24 protein-coding genes are annotated in these 25,994 nt (G+C 57.5%); 13 read left to right on the top strand and 11 right to left on the bottom strand.

Annotated features, from left to right (window positions below; all coding sequences use genetic code 11):
* The gene (locus tag AC2FGB_RS01470; protein WP_496791746.1) at window positions 1-1,152 is read right to left on the bottom strand and encodes an FAD-dependent monooxygenase; all 1,152 of its coding nucleotides are present in this window, start codon (window positions 1,150-1,152) and stop codon (window positions 1-3) included.
* A gap of 70 nt (window positions 1,153-1,222) precedes the next feature.
* Complete coding sequence (gene dksA, locus AC2FGB_RS01465; protein WP_496693422.1) at window positions 1,223-1,645, bottom strand: RNA polymerase-binding protein DksA; 423 nt, start codon at window positions 1,643-1,645, stop codon at window positions 1,223-1,225.
* A 373-nt stretch (window positions 1,646-2,018) separates the two neighbouring features.
* Here dksA and AC2FGB_RS01460 point away from each other — a divergent pair, with 373 nt between their 5' ends.
* The 5 genes from AC2FGB_RS01460 to AC2FGB_RS01440 all read left to right on the top strand — a co-directional run bounded on the left by AC2FGB_RS01460 (window position 2,019) and on the right by AC2FGB_RS01440 (window position 6,153).
* Window positions 2,019-2,864, top strand: a complete 846-nt coding sequence (locus AC2FGB_RS01460) for an AAA family ATPase (protein ID WP_271948074.1) — start codon at window positions 2,019-2,021, stop codon at window positions 2,862-2,864.
* Between the two features lie 115 nt (window positions 2,865-2,979).
* Window positions 2,980-3,429, top strand: a complete 450-nt coding sequence (locus tag AC2FGB_RS01455) for a GNAT family N-acetyltransferase (RefSeq protein ID WP_496688347.1) — start codon at window positions 2,980-2,982, stop codon at window positions 3,427-3,429.
* Window positions 3,426-4,778 carry a DUF2927 domain-containing protein gene (locus tag AC2FGB_RS01450; RefSeq protein ID WP_496688349.1) on the top strand — a complete coding sequence of 451 codons (1,353 nt, stop codon included), beginning with the start codon at window positions 3,426-3,428 and terminating at the stop codon, window positions 4,776-4,778. The genes AC2FGB_RS01455 and AC2FGB_RS01450 overlap by 4 nt, the downstream gene beginning before the upstream one ends.
* Before the next feature lie 16 nt (window positions 4,779-4,794).
* The gene (locus AC2FGB_RS01445) at window positions 4,795-4,965 is read left to right on the top strand and encodes a hypothetical protein (protein WP_185956603.1); all 171 of its coding nucleotides are present in this window, start codon (window positions 4,795-4,797) and stop codon (window positions 4,963-4,965) included.
* Between the two features lie 3 nt (window positions 4,966-4,968).
* A complete protein-coding gene (locus tag AC2FGB_RS01440; RefSeq protein ID WP_496693421.1) occupies window positions 4,969-6,153 on the top strand; it encodes a vWA domain-containing protein in 1,185 nt (394 codons plus the stop codon).
* A gap of 36 nt (window positions 6,154-6,189) precedes the next feature.
* Here AC2FGB_RS01440 and AC2FGB_RS01435 read toward each other — a convergent pair whose 3' ends face one another.
* The gene (locus AC2FGB_RS01435; protein ID WP_142633316.1) at window positions 6,190-7,674 is read right to left on the bottom strand and encodes an inorganic phosphate transporter; all 1,485 of its coding nucleotides are present in this window, start codon (window positions 7,672-7,674) and stop codon (window positions 6,190-6,192) included.
* 171 nt (window positions 7,675-7,845) lie between these two features.
* On the opposite strand from AC2FGB_RS01435, the gene AC2FGB_RS01430 reads away from it, so the two are divergent.
* Complete coding sequence (locus AC2FGB_RS01430; RefSeq protein WP_142633315.1) at window positions 7,846-8,532, top strand: M48 family metallopeptidase; 687 nt, start codon at window positions 7,846-7,848, stop codon at window positions 8,530-8,532.
* Window positions 8,533-8,603: 71 nt separating this feature from the next.
* Here the strand turns inward: AC2FGB_RS01430 and AC2FGB_RS01425 are convergent, their stop codons facing one another.
* The 4 genes from AC2FGB_RS01425 to AC2FGB_RS01410 are packed head-to-tail and all read right to left on the bottom strand — an operon-like array spanning window position 8,604 to window position 13,432.
* A complete protein-coding gene (locus AC2FGB_RS01425) occupies window positions 8,604-9,146 on the bottom strand; it encodes an RSP_2648 family PIN domain-containing protein (protein ID WP_496693420.1) in 543 nt (180 codons plus the stop codon).
* Window positions 9,143-10,345, bottom strand: a complete 1,203-nt coding sequence (locus AC2FGB_RS01420) for an RSP_2647 family RNA methyltransferase (RefSeq protein ID WP_496693419.1) — start codon at window positions 10,343-10,345, stop codon at window positions 9,143-9,145. The genes AC2FGB_RS01425 and AC2FGB_RS01420 overlap by 4 nt, the downstream gene beginning before the upstream one ends.
* A gap of 38 nt (window positions 10,346-10,383) precedes the next feature.
* Window positions 10,384-10,656, bottom strand: coding sequence for a hypothetical protein (locus AC2FGB_RS01415; protein WP_281971953.1), 273 nt, complete (start codon window positions 10,654-10,656; stop codon window positions 10,384-10,386).
* Window positions 10,643-13,432, bottom strand: coding sequence for a [protein-PII] uridylyltransferase family protein (locus tag AC2FGB_RS01410; RefSeq protein ID WP_496688358.1), 2,790 nt, complete (start codon window positions 13,430-13,432; stop codon window positions 10,643-10,645). The genes AC2FGB_RS01415 and AC2FGB_RS01410 overlap by 14 nt, the downstream gene beginning before the upstream one ends.
* Before the next feature lie 282 nt (window positions 13,433-13,714).
* Here AC2FGB_RS01410 and AC2FGB_RS01405 point away from each other — a divergent pair, with 282 nt between their 5' ends.
* The 4 genes from AC2FGB_RS01405 to AC2FGB_RS01390 all read left to right on the top strand — a co-directional run bounded on the left by AC2FGB_RS01405 (window position 13,715) and on the right by AC2FGB_RS01390 (window position 15,928).
* Window positions 13,715-14,137: a DUF2852 domain-containing protein gene (locus AC2FGB_RS01405; protein WP_142633305.1), complete on the top strand. Its 423-nt coding sequence runs from the start codon at window positions 13,715-13,717 to the stop codon at window positions 14,135-14,137.
* A gap of 63 nt (window positions 14,138-14,200) precedes the next feature.
* Entirely contained in the window at window positions 14,201-14,632 is a 432-nt protein-coding gene (locus AC2FGB_RS01400; protein ID WP_142635100.1) for an RDD family protein, read from the top strand.
* Between the two features lie 75 nt (window positions 14,633-14,707).
* Entirely contained in the window at window positions 14,708-15,532 is an 825-nt protein-coding gene (locus AC2FGB_RS01395; protein WP_496688360.1) for an arginyltransferase, read from the top strand.
* Between the two features lie 6 nt (window positions 15,533-15,538).
* Window positions 15,539-15,928 carry a VOC family protein gene (locus AC2FGB_RS01390; protein WP_496693418.1) on the top strand — a complete coding sequence of 130 codons (390 nt, stop codon included), beginning with the start codon at window positions 15,539-15,541 and terminating at the stop codon, window positions 15,926-15,928.
* A 136-nt stretch (window positions 15,929-16,064) separates the two neighbouring features.
* Here AC2FGB_RS01390 and AC2FGB_RS01385 read toward each other — a convergent pair whose 3' ends face one another.
* The 3 genes from AC2FGB_RS01385 to AC2FGB_RS01375 form a co-directional block, all read right to left on the bottom strand.
* Complete coding sequence (locus tag AC2FGB_RS01385) at window positions 16,065-18,419, bottom strand: TRAP transporter large permease (protein ID WP_496693417.1); 2,355 nt, start codon at window positions 18,417-18,419, stop codon at window positions 16,065-16,067.
* Between the two features lie 17 nt (window positions 18,420-18,436).
* Complete coding sequence (locus tag AC2FGB_RS01380) at window positions 18,437-19,363, bottom strand: TRAP transporter small permease subunit (protein ID WP_142633297.1); 927 nt, start codon at window positions 19,361-19,363, stop codon at window positions 18,437-18,439.
* A gap of 119 nt (window positions 19,364-19,482) precedes the next feature.
* The gene (locus AC2FGB_RS01375; protein ID WP_142633295.1) at window positions 19,483-20,565 is read right to left on the bottom strand and encodes a TRAP transporter substrate-binding protein; all 1,083 of its coding nucleotides are present in this window, start codon (window positions 20,563-20,565) and stop codon (window positions 19,483-19,485) included.
* A gap of 245 nt (window positions 20,566-20,810) precedes the next feature.
* On the opposite strand from AC2FGB_RS01375, the gene AC2FGB_RS01370 reads away from it, so the two are divergent.
* Together AC2FGB_RS01370 and AC2FGB_RS01365 are read left to right on the top strand one after the other, a co-directional pair.
* On the top strand, window positions 20,811-22,244 hold the full coding sequence (locus tag AC2FGB_RS01370) for a cache domain-containing protein (RefSeq protein ID WP_142633292.1): 1,434 nt from the start codon (window positions 20,811-20,813) through the stop codon (window positions 22,242-22,244).
* Window positions 22,241-22,888: a response regulator transcription factor gene (locus AC2FGB_RS01365; protein ID WP_142633290.1), complete on the top strand. Its 648-nt coding sequence runs from the start codon at window positions 22,241-22,243 to the stop codon at window positions 22,886-22,888. Before AC2FGB_RS01370 ends, AC2FGB_RS01365 begins: the two co-directional genes overlap by 4 nt.
* 78 nt (window positions 22,889-22,966) lie before the next feature.
* On the opposite strand, the gene AC2FGB_RS01360 is transcribed toward AC2FGB_RS01365, so the two are convergent.
* Window positions 22,967-23,812, bottom strand: a complete 846-nt coding sequence (locus AC2FGB_RS01360) for a HalD/BesD family halogenase (RefSeq protein WP_142633288.1) — start codon at window positions 23,810-23,812, stop codon at window positions 22,967-22,969.
* Between the two features lie 422 nt (window positions 23,813-24,234).
* Between AC2FGB_RS01360 and AC2FGB_RS01355 the strand changes: the two genes are divergently transcribed.
* Window positions 24,235-25,986, top strand: coding sequence for an acetolactate synthase 3 large subunit (locus tag AC2FGB_RS01355; protein WP_496693416.1), 1,752 nt, complete (start codon window positions 24,235-24,237; stop codon window positions 25,984-25,986).
* Window positions 25,987-25,994: the final 8 nt, after the last annotated feature.

The following is a 25,994-nucleotide window of genomic DNA, read 5'->3' as shown; positions in this document are numbered from 1 at the left end:
CTAAGCCGTGGCATCGAACCCATAGATCCAATCATATTTTCGGCCCAACCGCGATCCAACTGCCATCAACGCCAGTTGCGCCCCGACACGCATAGGGCCACGTAGATGGAAGTTGCGCGCGTTGGCTCCAGCGGCAGCGACCACCCGAGTTGCCCGCTGGCGACGGGTCGCTTCATAGGCGGCCAGTGCTTGCGAAACGCCGGATTGTTCTTCGAAAGACCGCCCCAGAGTCCAGGCATCTTCTAGTGCAAGGCAAGCACCTTGGGCCATGAAAGGCAGCGTTGGATGAGCTGCGTCGCCCAAAAGCGCCACACGCCCATTCTGCCAGCATTCAGCAACAGGGCGCAGGAACAATGCCCAGATATTCGGGTCCTGAACCTCTTGCAAAATCTCTTTGACCAAGCCGCCAAAACCTGCAAATCGCGCCTTCAGCTCTTCTGGATCACCGCGCAGACGCCAGCCTTCTTCCTGCCAGTCAGACCTCTCTTCGATTGCCACGATGTTCATCAGGGTCTGATCGCGCAAAGGATACGTCACTACATGCCGTCCCGGCCCCATGGTTAGCACCGCGCAAGGGTTCTTGTTGCGCCGGTCCCATGGAATCGTCGCGCGCCAGGCAACCTGATGTGTGAATTTCGGTGTTTCCCTGCCAGTCAGGTCAGCACGAATTGCACTTTGGCCGCCGTCCGCCGCGACTGCACAATCAACCCGAAATCTCGCCCCCGTATCGAGGATGATTTCGGCCTCGGACGGGTGCTTTCGCACCCGTTCCACACGCGCACCAAGGTGAAACTCTACCCCTTTTTGAACCGTCGCTTTGTAGAGAAGATCAAGCAGGTCAGCGCGATGGTAATAATAGGTAGGCCCGGCAGAGGGTGGCACGATTTTGCAGACCAGCCGCCCTGCCCGGTAATCACGAAGGACCGTTCCATGGGACAAAAGCCCAGCCTCGGGCGTGTCCGCAACAACCTTCAGCGCACGCAGCACAGCCATCCCGTTGGCGCTGATCTGAAGGCCCGCGCCAACCTCGGTCAATTCTGGTGCCTGCTCAAACACGGTCACCACGGCGCCGCGCTGTCGCAAGGTCAAAGCAGCCGCGAGGCCGCCAATGCCACCTCCGACTATGCCGAATTTCGATCCGCTGATGTTCATGTCACCGGCTTAACGCAAAAACGCCGGAGCAAAAGGCCCCGGCGTCTATGTTATCAGATTTTCCCAGCGATCAATCGTCGCGGTGGACCTTTTCGCGACGCTCATGCCGTTCCTGTGCCTCAAGCGTCAAGGTCGCGATCGGGCGCGCATCCAAACGTTTCAGCGAAATCGGATCACCGGTCATCTCGCAATAGCCGTACTCGCCTTCATCAATCCGGCGCAGGGCCGAGTCGATCTTGGCCACCAGTTTGCGCTGACGATCGCGGGTGCGCAGTTCCAGCGCGCGATCGGTTTCTTCGCTTGCGCGGTCAGCGACATCCGGAATGTTACGGGTGTTGTCCTGCAGCCCTTCGATCGTATCGCGGCTGCCAGCCATTAGTTCGTTTTTCCAATCCAGCAGCTTGCGACGAAAATACTCTAGCTGCCTGTCATTCATAAATGGTTCGTCTTCAGCTGGACGGTAATCTTCAGGCAGAAAAACTTCCTGCTTCATTTTTGCTCCCTCGGTGTGGCCTGCAACGCCGGTCACTCTCTCATTACCTGACATGCGGCAATCCCCTTCTGCGGAGCGTTTATCTGACAGCGCAGTAATTGTCACTATGCAAACGTCGCCCCGGCGCCGCGCCATTACGCGTGATCTAAATACGTCCAATCAAACAACAAAACCTTGTTTTTCTGTGAAAATTAACTGACCATTTCAAGGCAACGCCAAAAAGACGGCACCGGAGGTTAGCGCACGAATCAACCAAAAGCATTGTAGTTACTTGGCAATTTCCCTTCATGCGACGCAGCGACCTGGCTTGTCAAAATTTCTGCTGCGCGGTAACCCCAAGGGCGCATTTCGCGCGACACTTGATGAGGGGCCAATGACCGCACGTTTCCAAGGAACAGCCGAATACGTCGCCACAGACGATCTGACCATTGCGGTAAATGCCGCCGTGACGCTGGAACGTCCCTTGCTGGTCAAAGGTGAGCCGGGAACTGGCAAGACCGAGTTGGCCAAGCAGGTGGCCGGAGCGTTGGGGCTGCGGATGATCGAGTGGAACGTGAAATCCACCACCCGCGCGCAGCAGGGACTGTATGAATACGATGCCGTCAGTCGTCTGCGCGACAGCCAGTTGGGTGAAGAGCGCGTGCACGACGTGTCGAACTATATCCGCAAGGGTAAATTGTGGCAGGCCTTTGAAACCGATGAAAAGGTCGTGTTGTTGATCGACGAGATCGACAAGGCCGATATCGAGTTTCCGAACGATTTGCTGCAAGAGCTCGATAAGATGGAGTTCCACGTCTACGAGACCAGCGAAACGATCCGCGCCAAGAACCGTCCGATCGTCATCATCACATCGAACAATGAAAAGGAACTGCCCGACGCCTTCCTGCGCCGGTGTTTCTTTCACTATATCCGGTTCCCTGATGAGGCTACGATGCGCCGCATCGTCGAGGTCCATCATCCCGGCATCAAAGACGCGCTTTTGACAACGGCTCTGACCCAGTTCTATGAGATTCGCGAAACTCAGGGCCTGAAGAAAAAGCCATCAACCTCAGAGGTGCTGGACTGGCTCAAGCTGCTGCTGGCCGAGGACCTGACCGCCGAAGATCTCAAGCGCGATGGCGCCAATGCCCTGCCCAAACTGCACGGTGCGCTGCTTAAGAATGAACAGGACGTGCACCTGTTCGAACGCCTGGCATTCATGGCCCGCAACAAACGCTGAGCCGGTAAACCCTCGGTGATCGCCGCTTGCCTTAGCAAGTCTCGGATGCAAGCATTGGTCTCGGGTTGCCCGGCTTGTCCGGGCAATTTACCATCAGACCCAACGGGACTCAGCAATGCCAGAAACAGTAACAATTCGAGCCTTGCATCCGACTGATCGCGAGGACTGGGCGGATATGTGGCGGGACTATCTGGCGTTTTATGAAACGACGGTTCCGGATTCCGTCTATGACAGCACATTCTCGCGACTGCTGGGGGATGATCCGAACGATTTTTCTTGTTTCGTCGCGCAGGCCGACGGGGGGCTTGTGGGTTTGACCCACTTTCTGTTCCACCGCCATGCCTGGAAGGAAGAAAGCGTGTGCTACTTGCAGGACCTATTCGCCCGGCCCGAGGCGCGCGGCATGGGGGTCGGTCGCGCTTTGATTCAGGCCGTTTACGACGAAGCGGACCGGCAAGGTGCACCGTCTGTCTATTGGCTGACGCAGGATTTCAACCATACCGCGCGAAAGCTCTATGACAGGATCGGCAAACAGACACCTTTCATCAAGTATCAGCGCCCATGACGCGATGGGTCGCAATCTTGATCAGCTTTGTCCTGACTGCATGTGCCACGATTGAGCCTGCCGAAAGCCCACCCGAGATTGTGGACGTCGAACCACCCCTGCCCCCCGCCAAGTCCTTTACGCGTGCATACCCCTCGCCTCCGGCGCGGTCGAATGAAAACATTGCAGCGGATTTCATCTCTCTGCATTTCGCACTGGAAGGGGGTACGGAACTGCCTGTTTTTACCCGGTTCGAAACCCCGATCACGGTGCGGTTGACAGGGGCTGCGACGGCCTCGCTTCAAAAGGATCTGGGCCGCCTGCTGACCCGTCTGCGCACCGAGGCCGGGATAGACATCAAACAGATCAGGGACGGTCAGGCCAACATCACGATCGCGGCGGTCAGTCAAAAAGAGATTCAGGACATCCTGCCTCAGGCTGCATGTTTCGTGGTACCCAATGCCTCAAGCCTTGAGGAGTACCGCCGGGATCGGTTCAAACAGAAAAGCAGCTGGACCAAACTGAGCAGCCGTGAGCGACTGGGCATCTTCATTCCCGCAGATGCAAGTCCGCAGGAAAAACGTGACTGCCTGCACGAAGAGATTGCACAGGCGCTTGGCCCGCTGAATGACCTGTATCGCCTTCCGGACTCGGTATTCAACGATGACAATATCCACACGGTCCTGACCGGGTTCGACATGTTGATCCTGAAGGCCGCATATTCATCCCAACTGCACAGCGGTATGACACGTGAACAGGTCGAAACGGCCATACCCGAAATTCTCTCGCGTCTGAATCCGCGCGGTGATGCGGTGCCGGTACAGCCCATGTCGGAAACTCCACGAGCCTGGATTTCAGCAATTCAGAAATCCTTGCAATCCAGTCGCAGCCAGCAATCGCGCATGAGGCAGGCCCGCAAGGCAGCCCGAATTGGCAAGGAACAAGGTTGGACCGATCACCGGCGCGCTTACCCTCATTACCTGATGGGCCGCATGGAACAGTTCGATGATCCGCATGAAGCGTTGCGCCAATATGATATTGCCCTGCAGTTTCTGCGCGCTACACCGGGCACGGAATTGCATCGATCCTACATCACGACCCAACTGGGCGCCTTTGCGCTTTCGCAAGGCAATGGGCCAGAGTTCCTGCCCAAAATCGACGACGCTATTAACGTGATGACACGGGCTGAGAACGCCTCGCAGCTTGCAACGTTATTGTTGCTGAAAGCCGAGGTCCTGAATGAAGTCGGCCGTTCCGCAGAGGCACGTTCCGTCAGACTGGACAGTCTGAGATGGGCACGATACGGCTTTGGCTCGGATGTAGTGGCCCGGTCGCTTATGCAGGACGTCGCAGAAGGACCAGTCAATTAACGGGGGCGATTAACGCATGATAGTGGTTCTGGGACTGGCGGTGCTGGGTGCGCTCCTTGGGGCGTTGACCGCGCGCAAACGCAACGGCAGCGGCGCCGATATCGCGCAATATGCAGCCGGATATGGAATCGCCTTTGCGCTGGTCGGGCTAATCCTGTCCTTGGTTCTGGTTCGCTTTGTGGTGTAGCCCATGTTTGTTCCCTTTTTCGAAAACCTTCGCAAAGCCGGTATCCCCGTATCCCTGCGGGAATATCTGACCTTTCTGGAGGGTATGAAAAAGGGGCTGGCAACCTATGATGTCGAGGCGTTCTATTACCTCGCCCGCGTGTCGATGGTGAAGGACGAACGCAATATCGACAAGTTCGACCGCGCTTTTGCCGCCAGCTTTGAAGGGCTGGAACAGATCGGGTTCGAACAGGTCCTCGAAGCCGTCGACATCCCTGCCGATTGGCTGGCGAAGATGGCGGAGAAGCACCTCAGCGAAGAGGAAAAAGCCGAGATCGAGGCCCTTGGCGGGTTCGACAAGCTGATGGAGACGCTGAAAGAGCGGCTCAAGGATCAGCAAGGCCGCCATCAAGGTGGCAACAAGTGGATCGGTACGGCAGGAACGTCGCCCTTCGGAGCCTACGGGTACAATCCGGAAGGTGTGCGGATCGGCCAGGAGGAAAGCCGTCATCAGCGCGCGGTCAAGGTTTGGGACAAGCGCGAATTCAAGAACCTGGACGACACGGTCGAACTGGGCACGCGCAACATCAAGGTCGCGCTGAAACGCCTGCGCCGCTGGGCCCGCGAGGGTGCTGCAGAAGAGCTTGATCTGGACGGCACCATCCGCGCCACAGCCGAGCATGGATATCTAGACGTCAAAACCCGGCCCGAACGGCACAATGCCGTCAAGGTTCTGTTGTTTCTGGACGTCGGAGGCTCAATGGACCCACATATCAAAGTGGTGGAAGAGCTGTTCTCGGCCGCAAGAACCGAATTCAAGCATCTGGAATATTACTACTTCCACAACTGCCTGTACGAAGGTGTCTGGCGTGACAACATCCGCCGCTGGGACCAGCAGACGCCGACCCATGAGGTGCTGCGCACCTATGGTCCCGATTACAAATGCATCTTCGTCGGCGACGCCTCGATGAGCCCTTACGAGGTCGCCTATCCCGGCGGTGCCAATGAACATTGGAACCAGGAGGCTGGCCAGATCTGGCTGCAGCGGGCGCGCGACCAATGGGCATCGAACCTGTGGATCAACCCAGTGCCTGAGAAGTATTGGGAATATACCCACTCAATCGGAATGATCCGCGAGATTTTTCAGGATCGGATGGTGCCGATGACTCTGGCCGGGCTGGAAAAAGGAATGCGCGAGCTGACGCGATAACGCCAGCCCGCGGATCAGGTTCTGCCGAGGCCGGTATTACCCGGCGATGGCCTGAATGCCCAGAAACAGAACACCCGACAACACAGCCGCCGCGGGCACGGTAATAATCCAGGCTGCTATGATCGTCATAAAGTGCGAGCGGCGCACCAGCTTGCGCCGGCGGCGTTCTTCCGGTGCCAGAACCGTCCGCTCAGGCACTGTAATGCGGGCTTTACGCAGCCGTCTTTCAGCATCCCATTCCCGGAAGAAGCCGACACCAAAGACGGCACCCACTGCAATATGGGTCGAGCTTACGGGAAGACCCAGCCAACTGGCCACGATAACGGTGATGGCTGCGGACAGCGCAACGCAATAGGCACGCATCGGGTTAAGTTTGGTTATTTGGCTGCCAACCATTCGGATCAGTTTTGGCCCAAACAAGAACAGGCCAAACGAAATGCCAAAGGCGCCGATGATCATGACCCAATAGGGAATACTGATCGCCTGGGTGAAATCACCCGAGGCAGAGGCTTGCACGATGGCCGCCAAAGGCCCAACGGCATTGGCCACATCATTGGCCCCATGTGCAAAGCTGAGAAGTGCAGCGGACACGATCAGCGGAATGCCAAACAATATTTTGAGGGACTTGTTGCGGTTCTCCAGCCCTTCGGATTGACGCCGAATAACCGGAATCATCACGGCCCAGACCAACGCCCCGCAGACTGCCCCGATCAGCAGAGCAGTGCTCAGGTCGATCTTGACGATCTTCTTGATACCCTTCAGCGCCAGGTAGCTTGCAAACGCCCCCGCCATGATACCAACCAGCATCGGAACCCATTTCCGGGCCGCCGCGATCTTGTCGTCCTGATAGATGATCCTGGCCTTAATGAACCAAAGAAAACCAGCCGCCACCAGACCGCCAAGCATCGGCGAGATAACCCAGCTGGCCGCGATCTTGCTCATCGTCCCCCAGCTTACTGCGCCAAAACCGGCTGCGGCGATCCCCGCCCCCATGACGCCTCCGACAACCGAGTGGGTCGTGGACACGGGCGCTCCGACCCAGGTCGCCAGGTTGACCCAAAGCGCCGAAGACAACAAAGCCGCCATCATCGCCCAGATGAATACAGTCTGCGTTCCCATGCTTTCAGGAGCGATAATGCCCTTCGCGATCGTGGAAACAACGTCACCTCCAGCGATCAGCGCGCCTGCACTTTCGAATATGGCAGCAATCGCGATGGCGCCCCCCATGGTCAGCGCATTGGCCCCGACCGCCGGTCCCATATTGTTGGCAACATCATTGGCCCCGATATTCAGCGCCATATATGCCCCAAACATTGCCGCAAGTACTACGATCAGCGTGTTGTTGCCTTGTCCGAACAGGAAGGCTGCCACAAGACCTGCGACAACGATAAAAGAAAGCGCGATGCCAGACCCGACAAATGGGCGACCCACCTGGGAGGTTGCCACTTCTAGCCGAGAAAAGCGTCTAAGGTCGCGGTCAAGCGTTTCCAGGTGACGGGCTTCGTGGTCATTGTTGGACATTGTGTGTTCTCCGACGAGTTCCCGTGCGGATAAGGCGGCAGGCGGCGTTTTTCAACAGTTAGAATCCTAATGAACCCAGTTTCCACTGCGTCATGGCAGCTAGGAGACCTTTCAGGCCCACGGAAACGCTGATGCCTTGCCCTTGTGTCTGCTTATCCCCATATCAGAACCATGCTCCGAATTACTCCGATTCTTCTGGCGGTTCTGTATGCCGTGGTGATGTACCGGATCTCGGTCTGGCGCACCCATCGCGAGCTTGACCTGAAATCGACCGAACTGGCCGATCCCGCCCTCAAGCGTATGACTGACCGGCTGGCGGCGGCGCTGGGGATCGAGAGGGTTCCGGTCTATATATATGAAATCGACCCGGTGAACGGGCTTGCGGCGCCGGATGGACGAATATTCATCACACGCGGGTTTTATCGCAAGTTCCTCAATGGCGAGGTTTCCGCCGAAGAGATGGCGAGCGTCATCGCACATGAACTGGGGCATGTGGCCTTGGGTCATGCACGTCGGCGGATGATTGATTTTTCTGGACAGAATGCGTTGCGGACAGCCTTGATGCTGCTTCTGAGCCGGTTCATCCCATTCATCGGTGCGATGATTGCAAATGCGCTGACTGCGCTTTTGGCGTCGCGCCTGTCACGTGGGGATGAATATGAAGCAGATGAATATGCCGCCGCCCTGCTAACCAAAGCCGGAATCGGCATCGGCCCGCAAAAGTCTCTGTTTCACAAGCTTGAGGATTTGACGCAGCAACGCGCGGGCGTTGTACCCGCCTGGTTGATGAGCCATCCCAAAACGGATGAGCGGATTGCGGCGCTGGAAGTGCTTGAGCAGCGTTGGGCGCGTGGCTGAGGCTCGGCGACGAGAGGCCAGCCTCTCGCGCTCTCCGAGGTAATTTTAGTCAGATGAAGCAGGGATCCCACTTAGCTGGCGAGCGCTTTGCCCAGACGCGGCAGGCGGGCTTTTTTCATCAATCCACGCAAAGTCCATGTATCGCCTGACAGGCGGTTTGCTTCGGCCAGTACCTGCTGTGCAAGCTGGTCCAGCCCTTGCGGGTCGTTATACCAGAAACCATACAGCAGACTGTCAGGGTCACGCCGCTCAAGCCCTTCTTCTGCAAGAATATTTCTGGGGAAATCCTTGGCGTTGACCGTGACGATGGTATCCGCTGACGCGGCTACTGCAGTGGCCAAAACGTGGATATCTGCTGCGTCCGGCAGCCAGAGCCGAGCCTGCAGGCCAGCATTGGCTGGGCGTTCTGCCTTGGGCCATTTGACCTGCGTCAGGGCAATCTCGGCACGGGCCTGCGCCTCACCCTCGGGACCCAGTTTGCGCGCGGCGCGGGCCCATTCCTCGAGGATGCGCGCCGACCATATAGGGGTGAAATGACCTAGTCGGGCGGTGCCCAACAGCATCTCACGCATCACCGTTGGATAGATGACGCAGGTATCGAGTACAGCCTTCATAACCGGTAGAACACGGCCTTGAGGTAACCGCTTTCAGCCAGCTGCGGCAGTTGCGGGTGATCGGGCCCGGCAAAGCCCGTATGGATCAGTTGGGCTGAGCGCCCGGCGCGCCCGATACCACGGGATGAGGCGTCGCGGAAGCGGCCCAGATCAGCAGCGTGCGAGCAAGAGCATAAGCCCAGATATCCGCCCGGCTTGACCAGTGTGGCGGCCAATCGCGCAATGCGTTCATAGGCCCGCAGCCCTGCATCCAGCGCCTGCCTTGATGGTGCAAAGGCGGGAGGATCACAGATAACGACGTCAAATTTAGCGCCTTCGTCGTTCAACTGAGCCAACACATCAAAGGCATCGCCTTGGCGCGTGTCGAATTGATCGGCAAAGCCAGAAGCCTCGGCCCCTTTTGCGGCCAACTCCAATGCCGCGGCCGACCCATCGACCGACAGCGCCTGTCCGGCGCCACCCGCCAGCATCGCCAACCCGAACCCTCCGACATGGCTGAAGACATCCAGTACCTGTGCCTTGGGTTGAACCAGCTGCGCAGCAAAGGCGTGATTGGGGCGTTGGTCATAGAACAGGCCGGTTTTCTGACCGCCCGCCAAATCCGCCATATAGGTTGCGCCGTTCATCAATACGGGCAAAGGCGCATCCGGGACAGTGCCGCGCAAGGTCAGGTTGACATCATCCAACCCTTCCAGACCGCGTGTCCGGCCCGAGGTGTTTTTTAGCACGGTCGTCACGCCGGTCACGGCGGTCAGTGCATCGGTCAACATATCCAGATGCGCCTCGGCCCAGGCAGCGTTGGGCTGGATCACACAGGCCTCACCGAACCGGTCGATGATGACACCCGGAAAGCCATCCGCCTCGGCATGGATCAGGCGGTAAAAGGGCGCGTCAAACAGGCGTTCGCGCATATCAAGCGCGTGGCGCAGACGGGTTTCGAACCAATCAGCCGTCAGCTCGGCGTCAGGATCGCGGTCCAGCACACGGCACATGATTTTCGATTCAGGATTGACCGCCACCAGCGCGATCGGCGCGCGATTTTCATCCTCGAGCACGGCCAGCGCGCCAGCAGGGATTTTGCGCGTGCGACGGTCGGTGACAATGTCATTGGCATAGACCCACGGGAAGCCATGGCGCAGGCCGCGCGCATTGGCTTTGGGTTTCAGGCGGATACGGGGACGGTCTGCAGTTTGGGTCATGGCGACCTCATAGTCGCGAACACGCCGAGGGGAAAGCCCTAGCGGTTGCGAGACCGCCAACCACCGCGCCGTTTCGGCGCCTGAGCTGATTGCAACCCTTCGGTCAGCACCTGTGTCATTGGGTGATCGGCCTCATCTTTGGCATAGATGGCGTGCAGGTCAGACAGGGCTTGCCTCTGATCACGCCCCTCCGGAAGGCTCAACGCCCAGTCCAGAAAGATACTGCGACATTCGGGCAATGTGATGCCATCGATGCGATAGGCCTCGCGGATCAGGCCTTTGTGATCGTTCGGATCGTCATTGCGCGGCATCTTTATCCTCCTGAATCACGCGGCCGATAATTTCGGCGGCGATATCGTAGCTTTCCTGCAACGCGGCCTGCAACTGTTCTACCTGCTCATACCCGGTGGCCCGACACAGGAAGGCGGAACCGCCCTCTCCGATTTTATCGGCCTCGATAACCTTACCTGACAACAGTCGAGCTGCGCATTGCACAGACCAGCATAGATCGTAGCAATCCTTCAACGTTTGCGCCTGAGCGACATCCAAAAGCGCGGCTGCGACTGCACCGTCCAACCCGGCATGTACATCGCGCTTTGCAACACCGGACAGTAAAGCGCCTGTTTCGGCCATCAGCTCTATGTCCATCATGCGTCCGGCCCCATTCTTGGCATCCCAAATACCGGCGGGGGTTTTCGCGGCTGCCAGACGCGCGCGCATTTCGGCAACTTCGCGCAAAACCTGCGCCTGATCGCGGGAGCGCGAAACAAGCTCTGTTCGAAAGCCCTCGATATCGTCGGCCAGAGAGGGCTCACCGGCGACGGGATTTGCGCGCGTCAGGGCTAGGTGTTCCCACACCCATGCCTCATTCTGCTGATAGTTCGTGAAGCTGGCCCAACTGGTCGCCACCGGCCCCTGATTGCCCGAGGGGCGCAGCCGCATGTCGACCTCATAAAGTCGCCCCTGCGACATTGGAGCCGACAGCGCCGTGATCAGTGCCTGCGTGAACCGGGCATAGTAGGTCCGCGTGGCAAGAGGCCGTGGGCCCTCGGACATGTCCTGATCCAGCGGGTCGTAGATCACGATCATATCAAGGTCAGATTGCGAGTTGATCCGCCCTGCCCCCAGGGATCCCATGCCCAACACAGCGGCACCGCGACCAGGTGCGGGCCCGTGTTTGCTGGTGAACTGGTCCACAACACATGGCAGGATCGCAGCGATCACCGCGCTTGCAAGTTCGGCATATTGCTGCCCGGCCTGCACGCCGTCGATCAACCCGCGCAGATGGTGAACGCCGATCCGGAAATGCCATTCCTTGCACCAGCGCCGCGCCAGATCAAGCTGGCTTTCGTAGTCCTGCTCCTGCGAGAGTTCTCGCTCCAATTCGCCCTGCAGCACCGTCCGGCCCGGCCAGTCGTCAAAGAAGCTGCCGCCAATCACCGCATCAAAGACCGAGGCGTTGTGCGACAAATGCGCGGCCAATGCATGCGACGTGCCTACTATATCGACAAGCAGGTCGATAAGCTGCGGGTTGGCCTCGAACAGAGAAAACAGCTGCACGCCCGCAGGCAACCCGCGAAGGAAGCCGTCCAGTGCCAGCAGCGCCTCATCCGGTTGGGCGGTTTTGGCAAGACGCGTCAGCAGCTCTGGTTTCAGCCGTTCGAAAATCCGCGCCCCGCGCTGAGAACGCAGTGATGGGTAGGTCGTCCAGCGCGCCAATATGCTTTCGTCAAATTCAACTTCTGGCAAAGGTGCACGGGCTGTCGGGCCGGGGGCGAAAAAACCTTCGGTCAACTCATGAACCTCGGTCAGTCGCCGTTTCAGATCCGCAGTCAGATCGGCGCTATCAATCCCCATCAGGCATGCAATCCGCTCAATCCCGTCCGAGGATTGCGGAATCTTATGGGTCTGCGCATCATGGATCATCTGAATGCGGTGTTCGACTTCGCGATGCGCGCGGTAGTGATCGGTAAGCTTTTCAGCCACGTCCTCGGGCACCCACCCTTTGCCGGCCAAAGCCGCCAAACCCGGTACAGTGCCACGCACGCGCAGGTCCGTATCGCGACCTCCGGCAATCAACTGTCGGGTCTGAGTGAAGAATTCAATCTCGCGTATCCCGCCTTGCCCTAGTTTCATATCATGACCCGGAATGGTCAGCGCACCGCCTGTCCCTTTGTTTTCGCGGATACGCAAGCGCATGTCATGGGCATCCTGAATAGCCGCGAAGTCCAGATGCCTTCGCCAGATGAAGGGGCGGAGCGTATCCAGGAAACGCTGCCCCGCAGCGATATCGCCAGCGCAGGGACGCGCTTTGATATATGCGGCGCGCTCCCAAGTGCGGCCCAGACTTTCATAGTACCGTTCGGCAGCTTCCGCAGCCAGACAAACTGGCGTCACCGCAGGGTCAGGCCGCAGCCTTAGATCCGTGCGAAATACATATCCATCCGCTGTCTTGTCACTGAGTGTGGCGCAGAAATTCCGTGTCGCCCGGACCATCCCTTGCCGCGCATCATAGAAATCGTCCGGATCATAGCGCGTTTCGTCAAACAAAACGATCAGGTCGATATCAGAGCTGTAGTTCAACTCATGCGCACCCATCTTGCCCATGGCCAATATGATCATTCCCGCGGCAGAGGCGATATCATCTTCGGTCATCCCCGGCAATTTACCTCGCCGGATCAAGGTTGCAATCTCGGCCTTGGCGGCAACATCCGCTACCATGGCCCCGAAATCGGTTAGTGCCCCTGTAACTTTTTCCAACGGCCAGGCCCCTGCCAGATCCGCTAGGGCGGTCAACAGCGCTAAACGCCTCTTGGCCTGCCTCAGCCCCGGCCTGAGTTGATCCGCAGGCAAGGCCCTTGCGGTTTCCATAATGGATGCAAGCATCGCGTCCGGTTGCGCCAAAGCTTGCGGTAGCCAGTCAGCTTCCAGATCAATCAGGCCTTTGAGATAGGGGCTGGAGCCCGCAGCCCCTGCGATCAGTTCCCCCTGCTCAGGTGTAATGCCACCCACTGCATCGCGCGCTTCGGAACCAAGTGAAGGATCAAAGGCGCGCGGTACACGGTTGACGGCAAGAAGTCCTGTCATTTCATCTCCGATGACGTGGTTTCAGTATTTCTGTGGCCAAATATCTGACCCGACATTGCAACAATTTGGCGCTTAACTCAAAACAGCGCTGCAGCAGACAACCCAGCCAATGTTTGAAAGAAACCGTGGTGCGTTAGACTGAAATTGCGCTTGTTCAGATGTCAGGTCAACCATCCGAAATTCAGAAATGTAAATCATTTTCACATTGACCTCTTGTAACTGGGTTTGGTGCCCCCATCTATTCAATGTGAAAGCAATTTACATCTAACCCGGAGAGCACCAATGACCGCATTGACCGAACACGCCGTCCCTGAAAACCCGGGATGGCTCAGCCGCGCAGAAGCCTGGCTTGACGATAAAGGCAAAGGGGCCTGGATCGCAGCCATGGTCCTTGGCTTTATCTTTTTCTGGCCCGTCGGCCTGGCCCTTCTGGCCTACATGATCTGGAGCAAACGTATGTTCAACAAATCCTGCAGCCGTCGCAAATCCTGGCACAGCCACATGAGCGCAATGAAACCCTCGGGCAACAGCGCATTCGACGCCTACAAGTCCGACACTCTGGCTCGGCTGGAGCGTGAGCAACAGGAATTCGAAGCGTTCCTGCATCGCCTGCGCGAAGCGAAAGACAAGGCCGAATTCGACCAGTTCATGGATGAACGCGTCCGCGAGAACCGCGAAAGCGATGAAACCGGCGATAACGCCTGATCGACCTTGCCCTGTTCCGACAATCGGGACAGGGTATTTGAAACATCTACCGGAATGACCCGTATGCACTCCTTGCCAGACCCGAACCGACAGCCCGAGTTTTACCAGTCCGTCACGACCAAACGGTTCCTGGCCTGGCTGTTCGATATCGCCTTTATTTCGCTGCTTTGTACCGTCGCCATCGTCCTGACCCTCGGGCTAGGCGTACTGATACTCGCCCTGATTTATGCGGTGGTCAGTTTTGTCTATCGCGTCGTCACAATCGCCAACGGCTCGGCCACTCTGGGTATGCGTTTCATGGGGGTCGAACTGCGCGACGCTTTTGGTGAACGAATGGACACAGGTAAAGCGGTCGCACACACAGCCGGTTATTTTGTCAGCATGGCATTTCCGGTGCTGCAAATCATTTCAGTCATCATGATGCTGACCGGCGCGCGCGGCCAGGGCCTGACTGACACCCTTCTCGGAACTGTTATGATTAACCGTCGCGCTTAAAAGACTGTCGCGTGAATCACTTGGCGGCTCCGGGAACGGTTGTTATCATCCCGTTTCAGGAACCATAGGACATTCATGCGACACACGCTGCCAATCGCGCCGCAATTCTACGTTACGGCCCCTCAGCCTTGCCCTTATCTTGAGGGCAAGATGGAGCGTAAGCTGTTCACAGCGCTGCAGGGCGAAGGCGCAAATCAACTGAATGACTCCCTTTCCCAGCAAGGGTTTCGACGGTCTCAGAACGTCCTATACCGCCCTTCCTGCACCGATTGCGCCGCGTGTTTGTCCGCGCGGATTGACGTTTCGGCCTTTCAACCCAGCAAAAGCCAGAAACGCGCGGTCAGGCGGAACTCATATCTGCGACGCCGGGCGAATTCCCCATGGGCTACCGACGAACAGTATGACCTGTTCCGCACCTATCTTGACACCCGACATGCGGATGGCGGCATGGCGGATATGGACGTCTTCGAATTTGCAGCCATGATCGAAGAGACCCCCATACGCAGCCGAGTGGTCGAATATTCAGACCCGGAATCCGGCAATCTGATCGCTGTCAGTTTGACCGATGTCTTGGATGACGGGCTGAGCATGGTCTATTCATTCTATAGCCCGGAACAGCCTCAGAATTCACTGGGCACGTACATGATTTTGGATCACATCGACATCGCACGCGAGGCGGGTCTGCCCTATATTTATCTTGGCTACTGGGTGCCTGGCAGCCCGAAAATGGGATACAAATCCCGCTTTGCAGGGCTGGAAGTTTACAGTCAGGGCGAATGGAAACGGGTCAAGGATCCCTATGACATTGCACATGACGGCCACCACCCGCTGTCCACAGCCCCCATCGCCGAACAGGTTGCCAGCATCCAACTGCCTGATCGTCACCCGACCAAAGGCTGAAACCTGATGCAACAAAGCCTCCACGCCGTTACGCTTGTCGTGCCGGATTACGATGATGCCATCGCCTTTTTCACGCATACACTCAGCTTTTCCCTGACGCAGGACATCGACTTGGGCGCTGGAAAAAGATGGGTCCGCGTAAGCCCACCCGGATCCACCGGGGGCTCACTTCTACTCGCCAGGGCCATCGATGCAGATCAGAGAACCGCAATCGGCAACCAGACAGGTGGTCGGGTCGGCTTCTTTCTGGAAACAGACAATTTCGACCGCGACTATAAGGACATGCTGGCCAAAGGCGTCCATTTCGAAGAAGCCCCGCGCCATGAACCATATGGAACCGTAGCAGTCTGGCAGGACCCGTTCGGAAACAGATGGGATCTGATCCAATTCACCTGATCCGCATCTTCATCTGGCCAAAAATACCTCGGGGTTGAATTGACCGCAGGCCAAGAAGGGGCTGGCCCCTTCTACCTACAAACAAAGCAAAGGGGGCCAGCTGGCCCCCCTTTTCATTTGAACACCTGATCTTTGATCAATTCGGGATCAGATCCGGCACGATGGTCACAATCGCAGGGAAGAACCAAAGGATTCCGATACCGACCACCTGGATCAGCACAAACGGTACAATCCCACGATAGATGTGGCCGGTGGTCACTTCTTTCGGCGCGACCCCGCGCAGATAGAACAGCGCAAATCCAAAAGGTGGCGTCAGGAACGAGGTCTGCAGGTTCACCGCCACCATGATCGTCACCCATTTCGGATCAAAAGACCCGCCATAGATTACCGGGCCTACAATCGGGATCACGATGTAGATGATTTCTAGGAAATCCAGTACGAACCCAAGGAAGAACAGCACCAGCATCACGATCAGGAAGACTGTGAATTCATTGTCAAAGCTCTTGAGGAACTGCTGGATATAGTGCTCACCGCCGAACGAGATCACCACCAGATTCAACAGCTGTGACCCGATCAAAATGGTGAACACCATTGAGGTCACCTTGGCGGTTTCCCGCACCACCGGGGTCAGTACGCCGCTGGAATACAGAACCCAACAGCCGAACAGCAAACCAAACAGGGCATACAGATAGGCCGCATAGGCTATGATGAAGGCAATCCAGGTTTCGGCCGAGGCGCTGCTCTGATTGATGCGCAGATCAAAATTGACCCCCATCAACAGGGCAATGACCACGGCGAAGGTGGCCCAAATGATGACCTTGCCGGACCGCTCCTGGTCTTGCAGCTTACGATAGGCCGCCAGCATGATCGCGCCACCCGCGCCCAGTGCCGCCGCCGGGGTCGGGTTGGTCACCCCGCCCAGGATCGACCCCAGCACTGCGATGATCAGAACCAGCGGTGGAAAGACCACCCGGATCAGATCATTGGTGGCACAGCGCGCCGCAGCCTCTTTGCAGCCATAGATGGCCAAGGCAAAGGGCAACGCCAGCATCACAAAGGTCAACCCTGACGACGTTGTTGGCGACACGAACAGAATATCGACAAGCAACATCAGGATCAGACCAATGGACCCAAGGATCAGCGGCTGTGGCGACCGTGACGGCGCAATGCCCCGACCCAGCACAATGGTCAGACCCAGCAACAGAACCATCACCGCAACACCCGTTCCAATCGGAGCGGCGTTGGCAATCTTCTCTTGCTGCGCGGTGGCCAGTTCTTCCTCGGTCAGACGGGTCGATTCTGCGGCACCACCTGCGTCATCAATGGCCGTTTGCTCGGCCACGGCCTGATCCCAGGCGGATTGACCATGCAGCTCAATCATCGAGGCTTTGCAGGTTTCGGAAACGTTGGTCCGCAGCGATGCGCCCTGCCCGATATCAGAGAAAGCCGAGACCGAGACGTTCTGGCTGCCGATAACCCCCAGATTGCCCAGCAGAACTGTACCCACGATCAGCGCGACAGGCGCACCCAGCAACCAGGTGAAACCTTCTGAACGGGTAATGGGCTCTCCGCTGCCGCCGGTCATGGGCACCGCAGGCGCCTTATGCGGGTTGAGCAGCGCATAGCCAAAGGCATAAAGCGCATATAGCAGCGCCAACATGATCCCTGGCAGCAAGGCGGCCTGGAACAAAGTACCGACCGAGACAACCGCAGGCTCACCCAGATAGGTCAGTGCGTCCGTGCATCCTGCGTCAACCGCGCGGGTCTCTTGAGCCGTCGAATACAAGTCACCGGCCAGCGTTCCCAGCAGAACAATCACGATCGAGGGCGGGATGATCTGCCCCAGCGTACCTGAAGCCGCAATGACACCCGTCGCCAATTCAGGCGAATAGTTGTTGCGCAGCATGGTTGGCAGCGCCAGCAAGCCCATGGTCACCACAGTCGCGCCCACGATCCCGGTTGAGGCCGCAAGAAACGCCCCCACGACCACAATCGAAACGGCCAGACCACCCGGCAACGGTCCAAAGACGCGCGCCATTGTGGTCAGCAGATCATTGGCGATCTTCGACCGTTCAAGCGTGATGCCCATCAGCACGAACATCAAAACCGCCAGAAGGGTTTCAATGGACTGACCGGCCAGAACCCGCTCGTTCATGCGGTTCACGATGAACGACACGTTGCGGTCCAGCGCGGTTTCCCAGCCCGAGACAAAAACAGGCTCGGCAATCCTTGGTAAGTCCGGGAAGCGGAACACTGATATGGTATCGGGTTTAACCCCGGTGCTGACCAGATCCCGATACGCCGCAGAGCCGGTGTCGATCGCCTGGTGAATCAGCAAACCTGCGCTGTCCAATGCGGCGATGATGCCGAATGAGATCACTCCTGCCCCGCCGATGGCGAAGGCCACCGGAAAACCGGATAGAATACCTCCGAAGAGGCAGAAAAATACGATAATGAGGCCTATCTCGACGCCATCAAGTCCGAATAGCATTGTCTGGTTCTCCGTCCCTAATGCGCGCCTTCGTAGGCTTCTTCACCCTCGCCAAGGCTGTCCTTGTCGAGGTATTTTCCAACACTTTCCGGGCCTTCCACATATTCCAGATACGAGCGGTACAGGAATGCAATCGCGTGCAGGAACACCATCGCTGCGAAGGCGATTAGTAGGATCTTGAACAGGAAATAGCCGTTGAATCCGTTGGGGCTGAACCCGATGGTTTCCACGTTCCAGCGCAGCGCGCGGGACTTGGCCACCAGCCGGTCCAAAGTATCACTGGCCGAGGGCTTCGGCACGATCAGATGCCGCCACATGAAGTACCAGCCATACATCCAGGTCAGCACCGCCATCGGCATCATGAACAGTATGGCACCACACATGTCGACCACACGTTTGGCGCGGTGGCTGATGCCCGCATAGATCAGGTCAACGCGGACATGGCCGCCCTGTACAAAGGTGTAGGTGCAGCACAGGCACACGACCATGGCGTTATACAGTTTCAGCTCTTCCGCGAACCAGCTGATATCCATCTGAAACGGGATACCCAGCCCAAAGGACATATCCGGGCGGGTAAAGACCCGCTGCATGAACACGATGATGATCTGCTGAACCACCATCAAAAGGCCTGCCCAGGCGAAGAAACGCCCCGTCGTGTTGGCAAAGCCTTCAAGCCCGCGCACCATCGCCCACATGAAGTTGCGGTAGTACAGACCAATGGCCGTCAACACCAGAAACAGCGTGAAAACCACAAAGAAGAACTCGACCGACCCGCCGTAATAGACAAAGCGCATGACTGCTTCTTTGTCCGACCAGTCCAGCCAGAGTTGCGGATGCGTGATGGCGTATCCGAAATTAATGAAGGCTTCGGCAATGCTCTGAATGAACCATATCAGTCCATTCCACAGGGCGCCGAAGAACGAGATACCGTTTTCGTCCTGCATGTTGTCCCCAGGTCGCGTCAGTTGCACATCTGAGAGTTACAGTTTGTCCGACCGTCAGATGCGCAACGGGAAAGGCTCCCCCGACATGCGGGGGAACCGATTTCAAAGATCGAAGTGACTTAGCCGCGAACGCGGTCGCGCTGCGAGGTGTAGACACCCGACGACAGATTGTTCCAGGCCGAAGACGCGGCCATGGATTCCATCGCGCTGTCGTGGATGCGCTTGAACAGCTCGTCGCCCATGTTCTCGTCCAGGACTTCCTGGCTTGCGGCACCAAACGCGTCCCAAACGCTGTCCGGGAACTCCATGACCTTGACGCCACCAGCCTGCAGACGCTGCAGCGCCGCGCCGTTGTTGGCCAGGAATTGCGCTAGGTTCCACTGATGGCATTCACCTGCGGCGATCTCGATGATCTTCTGCTGCGAGGCAGACAGGCTGTCATAGACCTCGCGGTTGGTTGCCAGCGAAAGACCCGCACCCGGCTCATGGAAGCCCGCGGTGTAGTATGTCTTGGTGATTTCCTGGAAACCGGCTTTTTCGTCAGCCCACGGACCGATCCACTCGGTTCCGTCGATCGCGCCGGATGACAGCGCCTGATACACTTCGGAGCCCGGAATGTTCTGCACGGATGCGCCCAGTTTACCCAGAGCTTTACCGCCCAGCCCCGGCATGCGGAACTTCAGGCCGTTGAAATCTTCGGGGCTGTTGATCTCTTTCGAGTACCAGCCACCCGCCTGCGCACCGGTGTTACCAGCCAGGAAGGATTTAAGGCCAAAGATTTCGCCCAGCTCGTCATGCAGTTCCATACCACCGGCATGGTAGTACCAGTTCACCAGTTCCTGGGCGGTCATACCAAACGGAACAGCGGTAAAGAATGCATAGCCCGGATGCTGACCCACAAAATAGTAGTCTGCCGCGTGGTACATGTCGGCCTGACCGGATGATACCGCGTCAAACACTTCGAACGCGCCAACCAGCTCACCGGCTGCTTTGATCTCAACGTTCAGGTTGCCGTCCGACATGGTGGTGATGCTGTCGGCGCAACGCTGCGCGCTGTCGAACACACCTGCAAGGCCACGGCCCCAGGATGTGACCATGGTCAGCGTGCGCTTGCCCTGTGCATAGGCCGGTGCCGCCAGCGTGGTCGCTGCAGCAGCCGAGCCGCCCAGTGCGGATGTTTTCAGAAATGAACGACGGTCCATATGAGTGATCCTCCCCTTCATAATCATGACCCGGATTGTCCGGGCCTGTCGTATTCAACAGCGGCAAGACTAGTCACAAGGAAGTGAAAGGGAATACCTACTACTGCGTAGAAACGCGGCTTTCTGCGCGAATTGCACAGGCAATAACGGCCCAATCATAGCAAAACAGGGATTTTTGGTGCCGTTTTCCCGCCAGACGCCCAATCTTTTTGCAATTTTGCTGTGGCTTGCGTATCGATTCGTCCATGCAAAGACTTCGACAACTGGTCTCGTTGACCTATGCTCAAAAGCTGTCGCTGGTGGCGGCGATCCCGCTGGTCGTGGCGGTGGCCGCGATTGCGGTGATGGTTGCCTATGAGGCGCGCGCCACTGCCGAGCGCGAAATTGAAGCACTGGAACGCTCTTTGATTCAGGCCAAGAAGGAAGAGCTGCGCAACTATGTGACTCAGGCGCGCAATGGGTTTGCCTATATCTACGGGCGCGCGGCTCCGGATGACACCGCCGCCAAAACTCAGGTCGCGCAAATCCTGTCGGCCATGATCTATGGGCAGGACGGGTTCTTTTTCGTCTATGACTATGACGGCACCAATCTGGTCAGCCCCCGTCAGACTGAGTTCATCAACCGAAATTGGGAGGGTCTGACCGACAGCGACGGCACACCGGTGGTGAATGAGTTCATCCGCCTCGCCAGGCAGGGTGCGGGTTGGCACAGCTTTATGTGGCAAAAGCCCTCGACCGGGGAAGAGGCGCAGATGATCGCCTATGTCGTCGGCCTTCAGGATTGGCGCTGGGTCGTGGGCACCGGGGTATTCATCGATGACATCGTTGCTGCAGTTGCCAGCGCACGGGCCGAGGTTGAAGCGCGCGTGCAGCGTACCTTCATGTATATCGGTGCCATTGTTCTGGCCGCTGTTCTGATTGTCTTTGCCTCAGGCATGTTGCTCAACATCCGCGAAAGACGTCTGGCCGATGCCAAACTTAAACAGCTGACCCAGCGGGTATTCGACGCGCAAGAGGAAGAGCGCGGCCGTGTGGCACGCGAGCTTCATGACGGGATCAGTCAGATCCTTGTGGGCGTGCGCTTTGCGTTGGACAACGCCCGCCGTCGCCTGTCGCGCGGCGATGATGTGGGCGCGCATGATCCACTGGACAAGGGGATCGAGCATCTGGGAACCGCCATCAGCGAGGTCCGCCGCATCAGTCGCGACTTGCGCCCCGGCGTGCTGGACGATTTGGGCCTCGGCCCCGCGCTTGAGGCTCTGACAGATGATTTCCGCGAGAGAACCGGGATCGAGACCGATTTCTCGACCGTTGTTTTCCGCAACCGGCTGGATCAGGATAGCAAGATCGCCCTCTATCGCATTGCCCAAGAGGCCCTGACCAATATCGAACGCCATTCCGGTGCCACCCATGTCACCATCGATCTGCGCGGGCACAAGAAAGGCGCAACCATGCGAATAACCGACAATGGCCGCGGTTTGCGCAACTCTCCGGGTCGGGGCAGTACCGGGATTGGGTTGCGCAATATGCAGGAACGGATCGAGCAACTTGACGGATCGCTGCGTATTCTGTCATCACGCGGCCACCGCAGCGGCACAGTGATCGAGGTCAGCCTGCCACTCAGCCACCTGTTGCCGCCACAGGAAGACGCAACTCCGAACCGAAAGGCCGGTACATGAGCGACCAGACGATCCGGGTCCTGATTGTCGACGATCATCCAATGGTGGCCGAGGGGATCCAGTCGATCCTCGAAAGCTATGATGACATTACCGTGGTCGGGACACTCAGCAGCGGAAAGAAAGCGGTTGATCAGGTTGCCGATCTGAAGCCTGACGTCATCCTGATGGACCTGAACATGCCCGGGCTAAGCGGTCTGAGCGCAACCGAGATCATCCTTGAACGCATACCGGACACCTGCATTCTGATCCTGTCCATGCATGACAGCCCCGAATATATTTCGACTGCTCTCAGCCATGGTGCAAAAGGGTACGTGCTCAAGGACGTCCCAACGGATGAAATCAAAAAGGCCATCGACGCCGTCATGCGGGGGGAACAATATTTGTGCACGGGCGCAAGCGGTTCCCTCAAACCCAAAGGCGACACAACGCGCGAGGCTTTGACCGGGCGCGAGCAGACGATCTTGCTGGAGCTGGCACAAGGGAAATCGAACAAGGAAGTCGCCCAAACACTTGATATCTCAGTGCGAACGGTCGAAACCCATCGCAAGAACATCAAACGAAAATTGGGCATATCCTCAACTGCCGGCCTGACCCGCTATGCGCTGGAGCACGGCGTTCTACAGGGCACCAGCCCAGGGTTCTGATCCCGTAGCGCGGCACGCGCTGCTCGGCCTAGCCGCCGCAGGCAGGCGGGCAACGGGCGAGAGCACTCTTAGTTACCGTCAATCCAGAAGGGCGTCGCGCCGGACTCCTTCCTTGTCATGGTGATGCTGAAGAACACGCCCATATAACTGACGGGTCCGTTCCACCCCACCGCACATGCCTTCGGTTTCGACAAAAGAAAAGATCCCGACATATCGTCTGCGCTCTCCTTTCACGGGAGCGACCCGGTGCAAGGAATAGCGCCCTTTGAAAATCTGCAGATCCCCTGGGTTCAACACCAACTGGTGCACCCGTGTCCGATCACCGCCCAGAACCGCAGAAACAGCCGCGAAATTCTCATCCTCGGCGCTTCGCAGGTTGGGGGCATATTCGAATTCACCACCGAATTCTCCATTCTGAATGGCCAGCGTCACGGTGTAGTTGTTGGTGTCAAAATGCCAGGGAAACCCCTGCCCTTCTTCGACCACGTTGATGATGACATCAGCCAAAGGATCATCGTAGCGAAAGAACCGGTCTTCGGACTCGTTCAATGCCGTTCGAATGAAAGGTAAAAAACCAGCGAACTCATAAATACGTCGCAGCGGTCCGGATTTGGAAAAACTGTCCGCTGGCACAAAGGCATTCGACCGATCATAAAATCGACGCACCGGATGGCTTGGCGCCAATGCCGGGTCGTCTTTGGTGAAATACGGATTCGTTCGGCTAAATGACCTATGTGCACCAACGGCAGTCTTATCGGCTTCTTTCAGCAAACGCGCCACGCCATCCTCGTGTACGAAACCTGGAAGAACAGCACAGCCGTCCCGATCCAGCTCGCGCCTCAGATCACCTATCAGCTGCTCATATGCCCATGAACCGGGGCGGTCTATCGGGTATCGCCCGAGATCAACCAGATCCTGCAACATGTTCGGCCTCCCTCGCCACTGCAATTAAGTCCAGCGTGACTCAGCCTAAAATCACGATCATGCCCGTTTCGGACATCGGCATGACGCATTTCGACACTTCCGTGCCACTCGCCAAGCATTGCAAAGGGCCGAAAATCCCGAAAGTTCCGAACATGCGTCAAAATGCGCAATAAAATGTCGCAAAATACCACCCAGAAGTTAGAAAATTGGTGCAATTGCCTGTTGACGCCCCTTTCCACCGCCCATAATGTCCAACCCACGCAAAAAGGAGCCTCTGGCGATGAGAACGCTAGTCGTAATCGTAGGAACCACGCGCATGGGCCGGTAACGGTAAACCATAATCGAACCCATGCGCCTCCGAAAATCTCGGGGGCTTTTTTTATGCGAAACGCAAGACACATGTCGCGAACGGAGCAAAGCAGATGACACGTGAGATGACCGGCGCAAAGATGGTAGTTCAGGCCCTCAAGGATCAGGGCGTGGACACGGTATTCGGATACCCCGGTGGCGCCGTGCTACCGATCTATGATGAGATCTTTCTGCAAAACGACATTCGCCACATTCTGGTGCGTCACGAACAGGGTGCGGTTCACGCCGCCGAAGGCTATGCCCGCTCGACCGGCAAGCCCGGCGTTGCACTTGTGACCTCGGGCCCCGGCGCTACCAATGCGGTGACCGGGCTGACAGATGCGCTTCTGGACTCGATCCCGATTGTTGTTCTGACCGGACAGGTTCCAACCTTCATGATCGGCTCGGACGCCTTTCAGGAGGCTGATACTATTGGCATCACCCGCCCCTGCACCAAACATAACTGGCTGGTAAAGGACACGAATTCGCTGTCCGATACCCTGCACGAGGCGTTCCATGTCGCCACCTCGGGCCGCCCTGGTCCGGTTCTGGTCGATATCCCCAAAGACGTTCAGTTCGCAACCGGTGACTATAGCGCCCCAAAGCCCTCGACCTCGCACTACCAACCGATAGTGAAGGGCGATCTGGAAGAGATCACCGAGTTGGTTGCTGCGATTGAGATCGCCAAGAAACCCGTCTTTTACACCGGCGGCGGCGTCATCAATTCGGGCCCGGCAGCCAGCCAGTTGCTGCGGGAACTGGTAGACGCAACAGATTTCCCGATCACTTCGACCCTGATGGGTCTGGGCGCCTATCCGGCGTCGGGCAAAAACTGGCTTGGTATGCTGGGCATGCACGGGTTGTATGAGGCCAATCTGGCGATGCATGATTGCGATCTGATGATCAATATCGGCGCTCGTTTTGATGACCGCATCACTGGACGGATCGACGCGTTCTCGCCCGATTCCAAAAAAGCGCATATCGACATCGACCCGTCTTCGATCAACAAGGTGATCCGCGTTGATATCCCGATTGTTGGCGATGTGGCCCACGTGCTTGAGGACATCCTCAAGGTCTGGAAATCGCGCGGTCGCAAGACCAACACCGCAGCTATTGCGAAATGGCAGGAACAGATCGGCGAATGGCGCAAGGTGAACTGCCTTGCCTATACCAACAGCGAAAAGACCATCAAACCGCAATACGCGCTGCAACGCCTTGAAGAACTGACCAAAAAACATGACCGTTACATCACGACCGAGGTTGGCCAACACCAGATGTGGGCCGCTCAATACCTTGGCTTCGAAGATCCCAACCGCTGGATGACCTCAGGTGGTCTGGGCACGATGGGTTACGGATTCCCGGCCTCGATCGGTGTTCAGATGGCACATCCCGACGCGCTGGTGATCAACGTGGCTGGTGAGGCCTCGTGGCTGATGAACATGCAGGAAATGGGCACTGCTACGCAGTATCGCCTGCCGGTAAAACAGTTCATCCTGAACAACGAACGCTTGGGCATGGTGCGCCAGTGGCAGGAACTGCTGCATGGCGAACGGTATTCGCATTCCTGGTCCGAAGCGCTGCCTGATTTCGTCAAGCTCGCCGAGGCGTTTGGCGCCAAGGGTATCTTGTGTTCTGACCCCGCCGATCTGGACGATGCGATCATGGAGATGATCAACTATGACGGCCCCGTGATCTTCGACTGTCTGGTCGAAAAGCACGAGAACTGCTTCCCCATGATCCCGTCGGGCAAGGCCCATAACGAGATGCTGCTGGGCGAGGCCGAGACGCAGGGCGTGATCGATAGCAAAGGTTCGGTTCTGGTATGACAGCGCAG

The sequence above is a fragment of the Ruegeria sp. CDSC021 genome (assembly GCF_059610845.1).
Note: the sequence above shows the minus strand (reverse complement) of the source record. Positions and strands in the feature narration are given on the sequence as shown.